This is a genomic window from Rhizobium sp. YAF28, assembly GCF_052113285.1.
In the GTDB taxonomy this organism is placed as follows: domain Bacteria; phylum Pseudomonadota; class Alphaproteobacteria; order Rhizobiales; family Rhizobiaceae; genus Rhizobium.
This window is the reverse complement of the sequence record NZ_JBFRCX010000019.1, coordinates 67,216-80,746: the sequence shown is the minus strand read 5'-3', so window position 1 is coordinate 80,746 and position 13,531 is coordinate 67,216. Positions and strand designations below refer to the sequence as shown.

General features: G+C 60.6%; 12 protein-coding genes and 1 riboswitch. Of the genes, 10 read left to right on the top strand and 2 right to left on the bottom strand.

The genetic code is table 11. The features are described 5' to 3' along the window. Positions 1 to 469: 469 nt before the first annotated feature. Positions 470 to 922 carry a hypothetical protein gene (locus AB4Z13_RS30575; protein ID WP_113323966.1) on the top strand — a complete coding sequence of 151 codons (453 nt, stop codon included), beginning with the start codon at positions 470 to 472 and terminating at the stop codon, positions 920 to 922. An 86-nt stretch (positions 923 to 1,008) separates the two neighbouring features. On the opposite strand, the gene AB4Z13_RS30570 is transcribed toward AB4Z13_RS30575, so the two are convergent. Next, a complete protein-coding gene (locus AB4Z13_RS30570) occupies positions 1,009 to 2,316 on the bottom strand; it encodes a YihY/virulence factor BrkB family protein (protein WP_442207612.1) in 1,308 nt (435 codons plus the stop codon). Here AB4Z13_RS30570 and AB4Z13_RS30565 point away from each other — a divergent pair. Next, complete coding sequence (locus AB4Z13_RS30565; RefSeq protein WP_113323967.1) at positions 2,258 to 2,692, top strand: pyridoxamine 5'-phosphate oxidase family protein; 435 nt, start codon at positions 2,258 to 2,260, stop codon at positions 2,690 to 2,692. The two genes, AB4Z13_RS30570 and AB4Z13_RS30565, sit on opposite strands and share 59 nt — an antisense overlap. A 166-nt stretch (positions 2,693 to 2,858) precedes the next feature. Here AB4Z13_RS30565 and AB4Z13_RS30560 read toward each other — a convergent pair whose 3' ends face one another. Continuing rightward, positions 2,859 to 4,736, bottom strand: coding sequence for a DUF4139 domain-containing protein (locus AB4Z13_RS30560; protein WP_113323968.1), 1,878 nt, complete (start codon positions 4,734 to 4,736; stop codon positions 2,859 to 2,861). A gap of 225 nt (positions 4,737 to 4,961) precedes the next feature. Between AB4Z13_RS30560 and AB4Z13_RS30555 the strand changes: the two genes are divergently transcribed. The 8 genes from AB4Z13_RS30555 to AB4Z13_RS30520 all read left to right on the top strand — a co-directional run bounded on the left by AB4Z13_RS30555 (position 4,962) and on the right by AB4Z13_RS30520 (position 13,530). Further along, complete coding sequence (locus AB4Z13_RS30555) at positions 4,962 to 6,485, top strand: aldehyde dehydrogenase (NADP(+)) (protein ID WP_442207611.1); 1,524 nt, start codon at positions 4,962 to 4,964, stop codon at positions 6,483 to 6,485. A 210-nt stretch (positions 6,486 to 6,695) separates the two neighbouring features. Continuing rightward, a riboswitch (TPP riboswitch) is annotated at positions 6,696 to 6,794 on the top strand. 51 nt (positions 6,795 to 6,845) lie between these two features. Beyond that, positions 6,846 to 7,646 (top strand): hydroxyethylthiazole kinase, encoded by an 801-nt coding sequence (thiM, locus tag AB4Z13_RS30550; protein ID WP_442207610.1) that lies wholly within the window; start codon positions 6,846 to 6,848, stop codon positions 7,644 to 7,646. Beyond that, the gene (thiE, locus tag AB4Z13_RS30545; RefSeq protein WP_442207609.1) at positions 7,643 to 8,278 is read left to right on the top strand and encodes a thiamine phosphate synthase; all 636 of its coding nucleotides are present in this window, start codon (positions 7,643 to 7,645) and stop codon (positions 8,276 to 8,278) included. Before thiM ends, thiE begins: the two co-directional genes overlap by 4 nt. Further along, positions 8,275 to 9,087: a bifunctional hydroxymethylpyrimidine kinase/phosphomethylpyrimidine kinase gene (gene thiD, locus AB4Z13_RS30540; RefSeq protein ID WP_113323972.1), complete on the top strand. Its 813-nt coding sequence runs from the start codon at positions 8,275 to 8,277 to the stop codon at positions 9,085 to 9,087. Before thiE ends, thiD begins: the two co-directional genes overlap by 4 nt. 184 nt (positions 9,088 to 9,271) lie before the next feature. Then, positions 9,272 to 9,751: a GNAT family N-acetyltransferase gene (locus AB4Z13_RS30535; protein WP_113323973.1), complete on the top strand. Its 480-nt coding sequence runs from the start codon at positions 9,272 to 9,274 to the stop codon at positions 9,749 to 9,751. Between the two features lie 26 nt (positions 9,752 to 9,777). Continuing rightward, positions 9,778 to 10,800: a glycoside hydrolase family 3 N-terminal domain-containing protein gene (locus AB4Z13_RS30530; protein WP_442207608.1), complete on the top strand. Its 1,023-nt coding sequence runs from the start codon at positions 9,778 to 9,780 to the stop codon at positions 10,798 to 10,800. Positions 10,801 to 10,844: 44 nt separating this feature from the next. Then, a complete protein-coding gene (locus AB4Z13_RS30525; RefSeq protein ID WP_442207607.1) occupies positions 10,845 to 12,491 on the top strand; it encodes an ABC transporter substrate-binding protein in 1,647 nt (548 codons plus the stop codon). Positions 12,492 to 12,552: 61 nt separating this feature from the next. Then, a complete protein-coding gene (locus AB4Z13_RS30520) occupies positions 12,553 to 13,530 on the top strand; it encodes an ABC transporter permease (protein ID WP_113323976.1) in 978 nt (325 codons plus the stop codon). Position 13,531 lies beyond the last annotated feature (1 nt).

Here is a 13,531-nt window from a genome sequence, read left to right as displayed (position 1 = left end):
GCGAGCGGTCATTCATCAGAAACCTTTCATGATGTGTTGCATTCGCGCACTAGCGGGTCTGCTTTAGATATTGCTAACATTCTGGGATTGGCGGGGGCCGGTTGCAAGCGTCCACGAGGGGACGCCTGCTCAAATGGGATGGCTGCGCGTTGCGTATCTGCGGCCATCCCATACTCGCTTGAATCGAACGCCTCATCGGCAGCCAAACAGCAACAAATACGTCTCGTAACAGGCCGTTCCGGCTTCGGCGCCGACAGAGCCCCCATGTCTTCCGCCGGCGAGATGAGAATCTCCTGGAACAATCCACACGACCGGAGAATCCTGTGACGGGCTGTTGACCTTTCCGATTGGCTCGCCCGCGCTCAAGCATGATCCGACATAAAAAAGTCGCGTCAGTACAATTCCTTTTAGCAAACAACGGAACAGTCGGATCTCGCCATCGTTATGTTCACAGCAAATGGAGGACGACATGTCTAACGTGTCACGAACAGGAACGGACGAGATCAACAACGCGACAAATCCGAACACGTTCGGGCGATCGGTCGAGAGCAGGGCGCAAATGGAAGATGCTGCGGCGGAAAGTTCAACGCACCCTACCGGAGAGCCTCTCGGCATCTATCGGCTTGAACCGATCGCAACAGCAGATGATCCGAGATGGGTGAATTCGCCGGGCCATGGCGTGGTGGTAGTCGCAGCGAGAACGGCAGGTGACGCACGGATCGTTGCGGCGGGGCGCGAACTTGACTTCATGGAGGTTGATGCGGCACCTGCCGAAGATGTCACCACGACAAATGCGAGTTCATTTCGTGACGACAAGCTTTACACGGTTGTCGAGATCGATCGGAATCGAACCGATGTTATGCGAGGTGTGATTGAGGGTGAGATTGCGGTGGATACGATCCGGCCCGTGCAGCCCGATTGAACGAAGCGATCCAAGGATTTAGCGATTCTGGTTTTCTGCCGGGCCTGGCTTCCGTCGGGACGGTCACGGCTCAATAAAGCCCTGGGTCAGTCCGCTATTTCACCCAGCGTGTCGGCAACATAGGCGCCGCGCATGCCCATCACCCTCGGTTTTCCCGTCGTCGTATCTTTTGCGGTCTGGTGTTCAAGTTCGGCATTCAGTTCTGCCCCGACGATCAGGATCGCAACCGAAAGCCAAATCCAGACAAGGAAGCCGATCAACGCGCCGAGCGTTCCGTAAGTCGCGTTGTAGTTCGCGAACCGGTCGAGGTAGACAGACAAGCCCAGCGACATGAGAAACCAGACAAATGTCGTCACCAGAGCACCCCATGTCATCCACCTCAGACGAGCCGGCTCACGGCTGGGACCGAAACGATAGATGGCCATGACGGCGGCAACCACCACGGCCAGGAATAGCGGCCATCTGAGAACGAGCGCCATCTGCTCCTGGAAGCGATCAAGCCAGAGGAAAGACAGCACCACGGGCATCACAGCAACGAGTCCGATGAGAATGATCGCGGTGATGATGGCGCAGACCGTGAAACAGAGCGCGATCAGGTTCAGGCGGACCAGGCTGCGTTTCTCCCCCTCTCCATAGGCCACGTTCATGGCATCGAAGAGCGCAAGCGTCCCGCTATGTGTGCTCCACAAAGCGATAGCCAATCCGATGAAAAAAGCTATGCCGAGCGCACTGTCGCGTCGCTCCACGAGAGAACGGATCTGTTCCGAAACGAGCTCGAAGGCGCCTGGCGGCAGCACCGCTGCCAGTTCGTCCAGATGTTCCGACATGGTGAGAGGATTTGCGAAAAGGCCGTAAAGGGAAACCAATGCCGCAAGTGCCGGGAACATCGCAAGCAGAAGGTAGAATGTCACCCCGGCGGCGATCAGCATCACCCTGTCCTCTAACACCTCGTGTACGACACGCCAGAATACGTCTTTTAACCCTTTCCTTGGAATGGATTCCGGGACCGAGGCCTGCCGCCCATGGCTGTCGCCGCCTGTTGACACATCAGCCTGCACGGCCGCCTCCGGACTGATGTCGAAACGGCGCATCGCAAGCAGGATGCCGGCAAATGTAGCGAGCGACAGGATCGCTGTTGATCTCAGGCTGACTTGAAAATTCATGCGCGTCGCCTCTCTGCCTCCGTTCGGCATAACGATGAACGCGCGATCACGCCTAAAGGTGCGACATCGCAATTGATATTGTGGACTGATAGGCAACTGATCGTCATGCAGGTCGCGGGTATATGGAACTTCGATCATCGCCCGTTGTTTCCGTCTGATTGGAGGACGCCAGATGACATCAATGTCAAAAGAAGAGCTATCCAGGCACTTGAAGAAGCTGGATTTCTGCATGTTTTCGACACGCGGAGCCTCAAAACGGATGAACACTCGCCCGATGAGCAACAATGGCGACGTCGAATATGACGGTGATTCCTGGTTTTTCTCCTATGCGGACACCCGCAAAATATTGGAGATTAGGAAAGACAGCGCAGTGCTGCTGACCTTTACGGCGCCCCCGCACCTGCTCGGCAAGCCGGGGATCTTCATCGCAATCGATGGTGACGCCTCTCTCATCGAGGACATTTCACAATTCGAGAACCATTGGGCCAAGGGGCTGGAACGATGGTTTCCCGAGGGCGTGCACACGCCTGGGCTTATCCTCATCAAGGTTGCAGCGCTTTCGGCTCAATACTGGGACGGCGAAGAGAACGGAAAAATCGACCTCTAATCTTCAAGCTATGATCTGCTCTGATGCGTGCATAAAAGCCAACGCTCCGTAAGCATGCCCAAGAGGTTATCGACACAAGAAATCACCCTTGCGCGGTCAGGTGGAAAAGCTGGCCGCGAAAATATTTCAGCTCTCTTCGAGCAACGCCAATTCATGGCAAGACCGCCTACAGACGCGCGATTGCTTCTCCAAGCTCCTTTCGAAGCTTTTCAAGCCGAGTGCGCACCTCGTCGCGTTGCGCCCGTAGCTCTTTGATGGACCGCTCCTGTTCCGTCAGGTCGTGAAGGAACTGCTGCTTGAGCGGCGTATCACCGACAGAGGCAAGCATTGCGGATATACGCGAAGACTCCGATGTTGCGTCCTCGATCGCCTGCATAACCGTCGACAGGTCCCTTTCCGCTTCCTTCTGAGCCGTCCTCGCCGTCACAAGGCGCCGAAGCTTCTCGGCAATTTCCGGGGACGGCCCTTCGTCGAGCCATTGCAGGATCACCGTGTCATCGATATCGGCAATCGCCTGCGTCTCACTCTCGGTCATGCGCCAGTCGATGGTCGTCGAAACCTTCTTGCCGGCGGGCACGATGACAGTCGCCCGTGCACCTTGCGGCGTTTCTTCCACATTCTCTGATGGAACGAGCTCCCACTCTGCCATGCCTAGGTCTTCCGCGATGAACGTCCTGTCGACATCCCCGCCCCAGGCAGTGAAGGTCTTTCTCAAGCGGCGCTCCAGAGTCGCGTCGAGATAACCGTCCTTAACGACAACCGTTCGGAAGGAGCTAGACGTGGTGGTTGCCATTTCCTGCTCGATCTTCTGATCAGCTGCAAATGTCGCCGTTTCCACTCCGCCGGGCTTCATGTTGCCTATGCGTGCATCGCCGACATAGCGCCCTTTTTCGTCATAGACCGCCGCGATCGCCGGCGGCAACGAGCTACCCGTGTCGTTCGTCAGCACCAGCGCGGCATCCGGATGTTGGGCTCCTTCACGATAGAGAGCAACGAATTTCGCCTCGATCTCGCGATCGAGGATCGGCACGGAAATCGTCTCGCCGTTCTTCAGGTCGTATGCGCCAGGAAGATCGAAGTTTGCGACCACGTCGCCCTCGTCGGCAGTGGCCGTGACAGTGGCGGCCGGAGCGGCCGTAACGGGTGCAGGAGCCTCGGCGGCCGGCCTATTCAGCAACACACCCTCAACCATACTCCGTTTGGCGCCTGCTCCGTCCAGAAATGCGGCCGAAACCTCCGGACGTGATGACCATGTTCTTGCGTACAGTCTCTGGCGAAGGGTCACTGGCTTGCCTGATGTCAGGGATATCGAAACCCCGTGCCAGTCCTCGCCGGACGCGTTCTCCAGCACGGCCCATGCTTGCAATCGCGCTTTGCCCTCGGCGTCGACAATGATCCTGTAGGAGGGCTTCCAGAGCGGGGCTGCGACGACATAGGAGATGTCTACTGCCGCGGACGCCTTGCCATCGAGCGCAATGGTGACCGTTCGCGTCCCCTGCACTCTGTCGCTCGACAGCAGTTCCGCTGCCCGGGCAATCATCTCGGCATCTTTGGCGTCGTCGAGTTTGTAAGCCATGGCGCCACCGATCTCGGCAACGTCAAACGCGCCGCTGTCAAGCATCACGATCAGCCGAGCGCGCTGCTTCTCCGTCGGAGGTTCTACCCCGACGATGCGTCCCTTCACCCCGTTCGCAGAGACAGGCGCGCCTCTCAGAGCCCTCAGCACACCCGCAGCCGAATCCAGATCTTGCGGCTTGATCGGCAGCACCTTGAATGTTTCGTCGACCATGCTCGGGCCGGTGGTCGAAAGCCCCTTCACGGGGGCCGGTCCCGATACGACGAGGGTCTTCAGGAAATCATCCATCTGGTCTGTCGGCACCTCGACGACGGCGTTGCCGTCGTCCCCGACATTAAGACTGCGCACATATTCGGCCACACCACCGGAGGACAGCCGGATCGACTTGATCGTTCCGCTTTGCGCCAATGCAGTCGTGGAGAGCAGTACTGCGGTAAACGCCGCACAGACAGCGGATGCGTATTTCATGTGGCCCCCTCGATATTTAATCCCGCCCGAGAATGAGCGTAAAAAAGGGGCGGCATTTCGACAGGAAATTGCTTTTGCGTGCGCCGTCGTCTACCCGTTCGGCGAGGCGACCAAATCTCTGCAGGAGATGTCCATCTTCGATGCGATATCGGGCAAAGATGTCGTGAAAATGAGAAGGCGAACGCCTATATACGTCGCTCGAGTCTGTTTGAAAGGAAATCCGTCATGACTATCAATGGAAGCCTGCTCGTCGCGGGATCGGAAAAGCGCGGCACGCGTGGCGAGCTCTACGGCGTCGAGGCAGCCACAGGGACGGCACTGCCCGTCTCTTTCGGTGGCGCCTCCGCCGAAGACGTCGAAGAGGCAACCAGGCTTGCATGGGAAGCGTTCGCCTCCTACCGGGAAACCGATCTGGAAACGCGCGCTGCCTTTCTTGAAACGATTGCCAGTGAGATCGAGGCTATCGGCGACGAGCTGATCGTGCGGGCGATGGCGGAAACCGGACTTCCGCGCGGACGTCTCGAGGGCGAGCGCGCTCGCACGATGGGACAGCTTCGGCTGTTTGCGAAGGAGGTTCGCGAAGGCCGGTTCCAGGAGCTTCGTTTCGACGGCGCGGATCCCTCCCGCAAGCCGGTTCCGAAGCCTGATCTGCGTCTTCGCAATGTTCCGCTCGGCCCCGTCGCCGTTTTCGGCGCATCGAACTTTCCGCTCGCCTTCTCGGTCGCCGGCGGAGACACGGCGTCTGCGCTCGCGGCAGGATGCCCTGTTGTCGTCAAGGCCCATTCCGCCCATCCGGGCACGTCCGAGCTTGTTGGCCGCGCCGTACAGCGCGCCGTCGCCAAGGCGGGCCTGCATGCCGGCACATTCGCGCTTCTCTTCGATACCGGCTTCGAAGTCGGGCAGAAGCTTGTCGCCGATGCCAGAATTCGTGCCGTCGGCTTCACGGGTTCCCGCCGCGGCGGTACTGCGCTGATGAAGATCTCGTCCGAGCGCAAGCAGCCGATCCCGGTCTATGCCGAAATGAGCAGCATCAACCCGGTCATCTTCTTCCCGAATGCCCTGAAGACCCGCGCGGCAGAAATCGCAACGGCTTTCGTGAGCTCGCTGGTCCTGGGTGCCGGACAATTCTGCACCAATCCCGGCCTCATTCTCGCCGTCGACAGCGAAGGTCTGGACACTTTCATTGCCAAGAGCCGGGAGCTTCTGCCCGATGTCGGCGCCCAGACGATGCTCACGGGCTCCATCGCCAAGGCATTCTGCGATGGCGTCGCCCGGCTGGAAAAGCATCCCGAAGTCCGTCTCGTTGCCAATGGCAAGCCGGGCAGTGAATTCGAAGGCACGGCCGCTCTCTTCGAGACGACAGCTGCGGCATTCCTTGCGCATCACGAGCTTCAGGACGAGGTCTTCGGTGCAGCCGGCCTCATCGTTCGCTGCCGCGATCTTGCAGAACTCGAGCGCGTCCTCGATGGCCTCGAAGGCCAGCTGACCGTTGCCCTGCACATTGCGAGCGAAGACGAGCCGGACGCAAAGCGCCTTGTTCCCAAGCTGGAAATGCTGGCCGGAAGACTGCTCGTGAACGGCTTCGGAACCGGCGTCGAAGTATCGCCTGCCATGGTGCATGGCGGGCCCTATCCGGCAACGGCCGACGGCAGATCGACGTCTGTCGGGACGCTCGCCATCTACAGGTTCCTGCGGCCCGTTTCGTATCAGGATTTCACCAGCAACCTGCTTCCGGCTCCGCTGCGTTGATGTACCGGAGCTTGCCAGACTTCATACGGCGGCGTCTCCAAGGGGACCGCCGGAGGGATTGGCAAGCTCCCGCACCGGCTGCAAGCAGACACCAGCTTGACTGATGACAGCTGTCTCCAGTTGGCGCGGCGGCGTCAGGTGCGGATCCTCGTTCGCAAGACCGTCATTTTGCCAGTGACATCGGCGCCGTTCTCTGCAAGAAAGAGTGCTGTTGAGAGACAGGGGCGCCCGTTCGCAAGAACTGGCTGAGAAGCACCCTTCGAACCTGAACCGGATAATGCCGGCGGAGGGAGTCGCTCGGGTCGAAGCCTGCTTCATCGCACGATCGTTCCCGCGCCTGCCCCGCCTGAAAGGGGTACTATGGAGAACAAGACACCCGGAGCACTGTTGACGGCGATGCGCGCGAAACCGCCGCTCGTACAGTGCATCACCAACTACGTGGCCATGAACATCGCCGCCAATGTGGTGCTTGCGGCCGGGGCATCGCCCGCCATGGTTCATGCCGCCGAGGAAGCGGGAGAATTCGCCGCGATCGCGGGGGCTTTGACCGTCAATATCGGCACGCTCTCCACCCAATGGATCGACGGCATGCATGCCGCGGCAACGGCCGCCAATGCGGGCGGCAAGCCCTGGGTCCTCGATCCGGTCGCTCATTACGCAACATCCTTCCGGCGCAAGGCTGCTGCTGATCTCCTGGCGCTTCGCCCGACGATCATCCGCGGCAATGCTTCCGAAATCATCGCACTTGCCGGCGGCGAGAGCCGTGGTCAGGGCGTCGACAGCCGCGACCCGGTTGAACAGGCCGAGGCATCCGCGCGGTTGCTTGCCGAACGGCATGGCGCGGTCGTCGCCGTCACCGGCGTCGTGGATTTCGTGACTGACGGCGCGCAGGCCTTGCGCGTCGAAGGCGGCACGCCGCTGATGCCGCAGGTGACCGCGCTCGGCTGCTCGCTGACCTGCCTGACAGGCGCCTTCGCCGCCACCATTCCCGCAGACCCTTTCGCAGCCGCTGTTGCTGCACTTGCTACTTTCGCTGTTGCCGGCGAGGAGGCCGCGAAAAATGCGGATGGTCCCGGCTCTTTCTCCTGGCGCTTCCTCGATCAGCTCGCCGCGCTCGACGGCGCGACACTCGATGCAAAGGTCAGGATCAGCGCCGCATGAAACGCTTCGATCTTTCCCTCTACCTCGTTCTCGACCCCGATCTCTGCGCCAGAATCGGCATGGTCGAGACGGCGCGGCTTGCCGTCGCCGGTGGTGCAACGATGGTGCAGCTGCGCGACAAGCATGGCGGAACGGCAAGGATGATTGAGACCGGTCTGGCGCTCAAAGATATCCTAAAGGGTACCGGCGCTTTGCTTGTTATCAACGATGACGTCGAGGCAGCCGTTGCGATCGGCGCTGACGGTCTGCATATCGGCCAGGACGATGCGGGACCCGCCGCCGCCCGTGCGATGATCGGCCCGGACATGATCCTCGGCCTGTCGGTCGAGACCGAAGCGCTGGCAGCAGCCATCGACCCCGCTATTGTCGACTATGCCGGCATCGGACCGGTCTTTGCCACTCCAACCAAGACCGATCATAAGCAGCCGATCGGTTTCGATGGGCTGGCGAAGCTGGTGAAAGCCGCGCCCGTTCCAACGGTTGCGATTGGCGGACTAAAGAGCGAGCATGTCGCTTCCGTCTTCGCGGCAGGTGCCGATGGGCTTGCTGTCGTCTCAGCAATCTGCGGTACGCCGGATCCGCGAGCAGCGACGATCCGCATCGCCGAGGAAATCCAAAAGGTTCGCCGATGATCCGCAACGTCTTGTCCATCGCCGGCTCCGATCCCTCTGGCGGCGCCGGCATTCAGGCCGATCTCAAAGCTTTCTCGGCGCGCGGCGTCTATGGCATGGCGGCGCTGACAGCATTGACGGCGCAGAATACCCAAGGGGTGACCGGCGTGCATCTCGTGCCGCCGCACTTCGTCGCCCAGCAGATCAAGGCGGTCTTTGCCGATGTGCGCGTCGACGCGGTCAAGATCGGCATGATCGCCAATGCCGGCATTGCCGAAGCTGTTGCCGAGGCGCTGGCACCTCATCGCGGCATCCCTATCGTCGTCGATCCGGTCATGATCGCCAAGGGTGGAGCAGCGCTCCTCGACCCGCAGGCCGTCGATGCGCTGACGCGGCACCTGCTGCCGCTCGCCACGCTGTTGACCCCCAATCTGCCGGAGGCGGCCGCGCTGCTGCACGAAGAGGTTGCTGAAAGCCGCGAGCAGATGGCGTCACAGGCTGAGCGCCTACGTATGTTCGGCCCCACCGCGGTGCTGGTCAAGGGCGGCCATCTGGATAGCGAGCAAAGCCCCGACGTGCTGTCGACCGCCTCTGGCCTGCACTGGTTCGAGGCGAAACGCGTACCGACCAAAAACACACATGGCACAGGCTGCACCCTTTCCAGCGCGCTTGCCGCCGAGCTCGCAAAGGGCGCGTTGCCACAAGTGGCCGTCGCGACCGCGAAAACCTATCTTGCGCAAGCGGTCGCTGCGGCAGGCGAATTGGCGGTCGGTTCCGGCCATGGACCTGTCCATCATTTCCATGCCCTGTGGAAAGACGCCGGGATCTGAGCCGGATCACAATTTAAGGATTGCCCAACGGCCCGGTCAAACCGGGCCGTTTTGTTTTACCTACCCTCAGTTGAACCAAGCCTGCCTCGCAAAAAAGCCTGTTGACATGGCCGCCCATATATCCAAATCTATGTCATTAAAAGGGGATACATTCCGTAATAGCGGAATAACTGGAGGAATTCGGGTGTCAGACCTGCTTGTGAGCTTATATTCCACGAAGCTCGCGGAACTGAAAGAAAAAGCCGGCTCCGTCGGCATCACAATCCGGCCGGCTCTGCCGCCGGAACTTCACGTCGTGGCCGGCTGGGTGCGCGAGCACTTCAGCGAAAACTGGGCAAGTGAAGTCACCGTCGCCTTCTCCCGCCAGCCCGTTGCCTGTCTGATCGCCGTCGAAAACGGCAAGCTCGCTGGCTTTGCCTGCTATGACACGACAGCGCGTGGCTTTTTCGGCCCGACCGGCGTCGATCCCGCGGCGCGTGGCAAAGGCATCGGCCTCGCCCTCTTTTCCGCCTGCCTGCAAAACCTGAAGACGCTCGGCCACGCCTATGCCTTCATCGGCGATGCCGGCCCCGTCGATTTCTACGTCAAGACCGCCGGCGCGGTCGAAATTCCCGCCCCGGACAAGGGCATCTACGAAGGCATGCTGCGAAGCCAGCCGAAATGACCATCTGATACCGGAGTTTTGAAATAGTGTCCTCGACCCCGCTCGCTCTCTTCGTCGGCCTTCCCAATCCCACACTTTCGGACGACGAATTCGCCCTCTTCCGCGAGACCAATCCGCTCGGCCTCTTCGTCGGTCGCCGCAACCTGCGCAATCCGGAACAGGCAAAGATCCTGATCGATCGTTTCCGCGAGGCCGTCGGCCGCGCGGATGCTCCCGTCTTCACCGACCAGGAAGGCGGTCGTGTGCAGCATATGGATGCCGGCCCCTGGCCGCTCTTCCGCAGCTTCGGCCAGTTCGCCGAACTTGCCCGCCGCGATCTCGACCTCGGCAAGAAGGCGCTGCGCCTTTCCACCCAGGCCATGGGCGCAATGATGAGCGAACTCGGCCTTTCGAGCGGCTGCTCGCCCGTACTCGACCTCGTGTTCGAGACGACAAGCGCTGTGATCGGCGCCCGCTCCTTCGGCCCGGATCCGGATTTCATCGCCGCACTGGGCCGCGAGGTGGTCGATGGGCTTCTCGAAACCGGCAACATGCCGGTCATGAAGCATATTCCGGGCCACGGTCGCGCCACGCTCGATTCCCACAAGGAACGCCCTGTCGTCGACGCCTCGCGCGAGACGCTCACTGCCACCGACTTCAAGCCCTTCGTGGCGCTGAAGGACACGCCCTGGGCGATGGTCGCCCATGTCGTCTACGCCGCCTATGATGCAGAGCGTCCGGCCTCCATCTCGCCAATCATGCATGACGTGATCCGCAACGACATGGGCTATGACGGCGTGCTGATCTCCGATTGCATCTTCATGGAGTCGCTGCAGGGCATCCTGCCGGAACGCGTCGCCCAGGTGCTCGAGGCCGGTTTCGACATCGCCCTTCACAGCCACGGCGACGTCAAGGAAAGCGAAGCCGCCGCCAAGGCCGCACGCCCGCTGACCGACGCCGCACAGAACCGTATTGCCGCCGCCAAGGCCCGCCTCGGCACTCTCAAGATCGACTATCGCGCTGCCCAGGCGGAAGTCGAAGCCATGTTTGCAAGCGCGCTGGTCTCCTGACCGGCGCGACGATTTTTCACCGCATAAGAAAAGGGGAATTTGACATGAAGAAATATATCCTGGCGGCCGCGGCCCTGACCATGATGTCAGGCTCGGCCATGGCCCAGACCATCCTGACGGCCAACATCGAGCCGGCCACGACCTGGGTGCGCAACTTCAACCCGTTCAACCAGACCTCGTCGCGCCAATCGACACTCGACTTCATCTATGAGCCGCTGGTCATCTTCAACCGCTTCGACAGCAACAAGCCGGTCTATCGCCTGGCCGAAAGCTTCAAGCTCTCCGACGACCTGAAGAGCATCGACTTCAAGCTGCGCCCGAACCTCAAGTGGTCGGATGGTAAGCCGCTGACCTCTGCCGACGTCAAGTTCACCTATGACTATCTGAAGAAATTCCCGGCGCTCGACTTCGTCAGCATCTGGAGCTTTATCACCGACGTGCAGGCTGTAGACGCCCAGACGGTACGCTTCACGCTCGCCAATCCGAGCTCGCTCGCAGCCGAACAGCTGTCGCAGCTGCCGATCGTGCCGGAACATGTCTGGAAGGACGTTGCCGATCCGGTCACCTATGCCAACGAAACCCCTGTCGGCAGTGGCCCGCTGACGGAAGTGCCGCGCTTCACCGGCCAGACCTATGACCAGTGCCGCAACCCGAACTACTGGGATGCCGAGCACCTGAAGGTCGATTGCATGCGCTTCCCGCAGCTTGCCGACAACAACCAGATCCTGACGGCGACCGCCGACGGTACGCTCGACTGGGGCGTTTCCTTCATTCCCGATATCGATAATGTCTATGTCTCCAAGGATCCGGCTCATTATCACTACTGGTATTCGCCGAGCAGCATGGTTGCCTTCCTGTTCAATCTCGAGACTTCCAACGAGGCCAACAAGAAGGCCTTCAACGACGTGAAGTTCCGCCAGGCGGTCTCTATGGCGCTTGACCGCAAGACGATGATCGATGTCGCCGGCTACGGCTATCCGACGCTGAACGAAGACCCGGGCCTGATGGGCGAGCTCTACAAGAGCTGGGCGGACCCGTCCGTCAAGGCCGACTTCGGCAAGTTCGGCGCCTATGACGCCGATGCCGCCAAGGCGCTGCTTGATGCAGCAGGCTATGTCGACAAGGACGGCGACGGTCTGCGCGACAATCCTGACGGCTCGAAGATCTCCTTCTCGATCATTGTTCCGAATGCCTGGACGGACTGGATCGACACTGTCAACATCGCCATCGAAGGCATGCAGGCCGTCGGCATCGACGCCAAGATCGAGACGCCGGAAGAAGCCGTCTGGACCTCCGACCTCATCGACGGCAAGTTCGATGCGGCGATCAACAGCCTGCCGGCCTCGGCATCGCCCTACTACCCCTACAAGCGCGCCTTCAGCGCCTCGGACAAGGGCAAGACGCGCTTCACCGCGCAGCGCTGGTTCAACCCTGAAGTGGAAGATCTGGTGACCCAGTTCACCCACACGGCCGACCTCGACAAGCAGAAGGAAGCGATGAACAAGGCACAGCGCATCGTTGCCGAAAACATGCCTGTCATCCCGGTCTTCAACAATCCGAACTGGTATCAGTACAACACCAAGCGCTTTACCGGCTGGTCGACCAAGGAAAACCCCTTCGTCAATCCGTCCATCTCGCGTACCAACCCGGCACGTCTTCTGAACCTGCTGGCGCTCGAGCCAGTCAAGTAGCCATTATTACAAACGGCGGGAGCGGCGCGGCAAGCGCCGCTCCTGTTTTGACGGAGTCCCCATGGCCTTTCTGCTTCGCCGCCTCGCCTTTTACCTGGCGGCCTTCATCGCGGCAGCCACGATCAATTTCTTCCTGCCCCGGCTGATGCCGGGCGATCCCGTGCGCATCATGTTTTCGAGTGCGGGTGCCGAACTGCCGCCGGAAAGCCTGCAGGCGCTGAAACTGACCTTCGGCTTCGTCGACGGGCCGCTCTGGCAGCAGTACCTGACCTATCTCGGCAGCATCTTTACCGGTGATCTCGGCCGCTCGATCAAATATTTCCCACTGCCGGTCACGTCCGTGCTCGGCCACGCGCTGGTGTGGACCGTCGGCCTGATGGGCACGGCGACGATCATCAGCTTCGCGCTCGGAACGTTTCTCGGCATCGTCGCGGCCTGGCGGCGCGGCACCAAATTCGACGTCATCGTCTCGATCGGCGCGATCTTCGCGACATCGGTACCGGCCGTCGTCACCTCGCTGATCGTGCTGTTTTTCTTCGGTTTCACGCTCGGCTGGTTCCCGAACGGCTATGCGGCCGATCCCTCGCTCGATCCTGCCTTCAGCTTTCAATATATCGGCAGTGTGGCCTATCACGGCATCCTGCCGATGATCACGCTCTGCACCGTGCTGGTCGGCGGCTTTACCGTCACCATGCGGAACAACATGATCAACCTGCTCGGCGAGGACTATATCGTCATGGCCCGCGCCAAGGGTCTTTCCGACCGGCATGTCATGCTTTGGTATGCCGCTCGCAATGCGTTGCTGCCGACCGTTTCCAGCCTTGCTATCGCCATCGGCACCATTCTCGGCGGCTCGCTGGTGACGGAGGTCGTCTACAACTATCCCGGCCTCGGCAACATCCTCTATCAGGCGATCCTTGCCCGCGATTATCCCGTCATCCAGGGCCAGCTTCTCATCATGACCGCGACCATGCTGATCGCCAATTTCATCGTCGATGTCAGCTATGTGCTGCTCGATCCGCGACTGAAGGGAGCGTGAG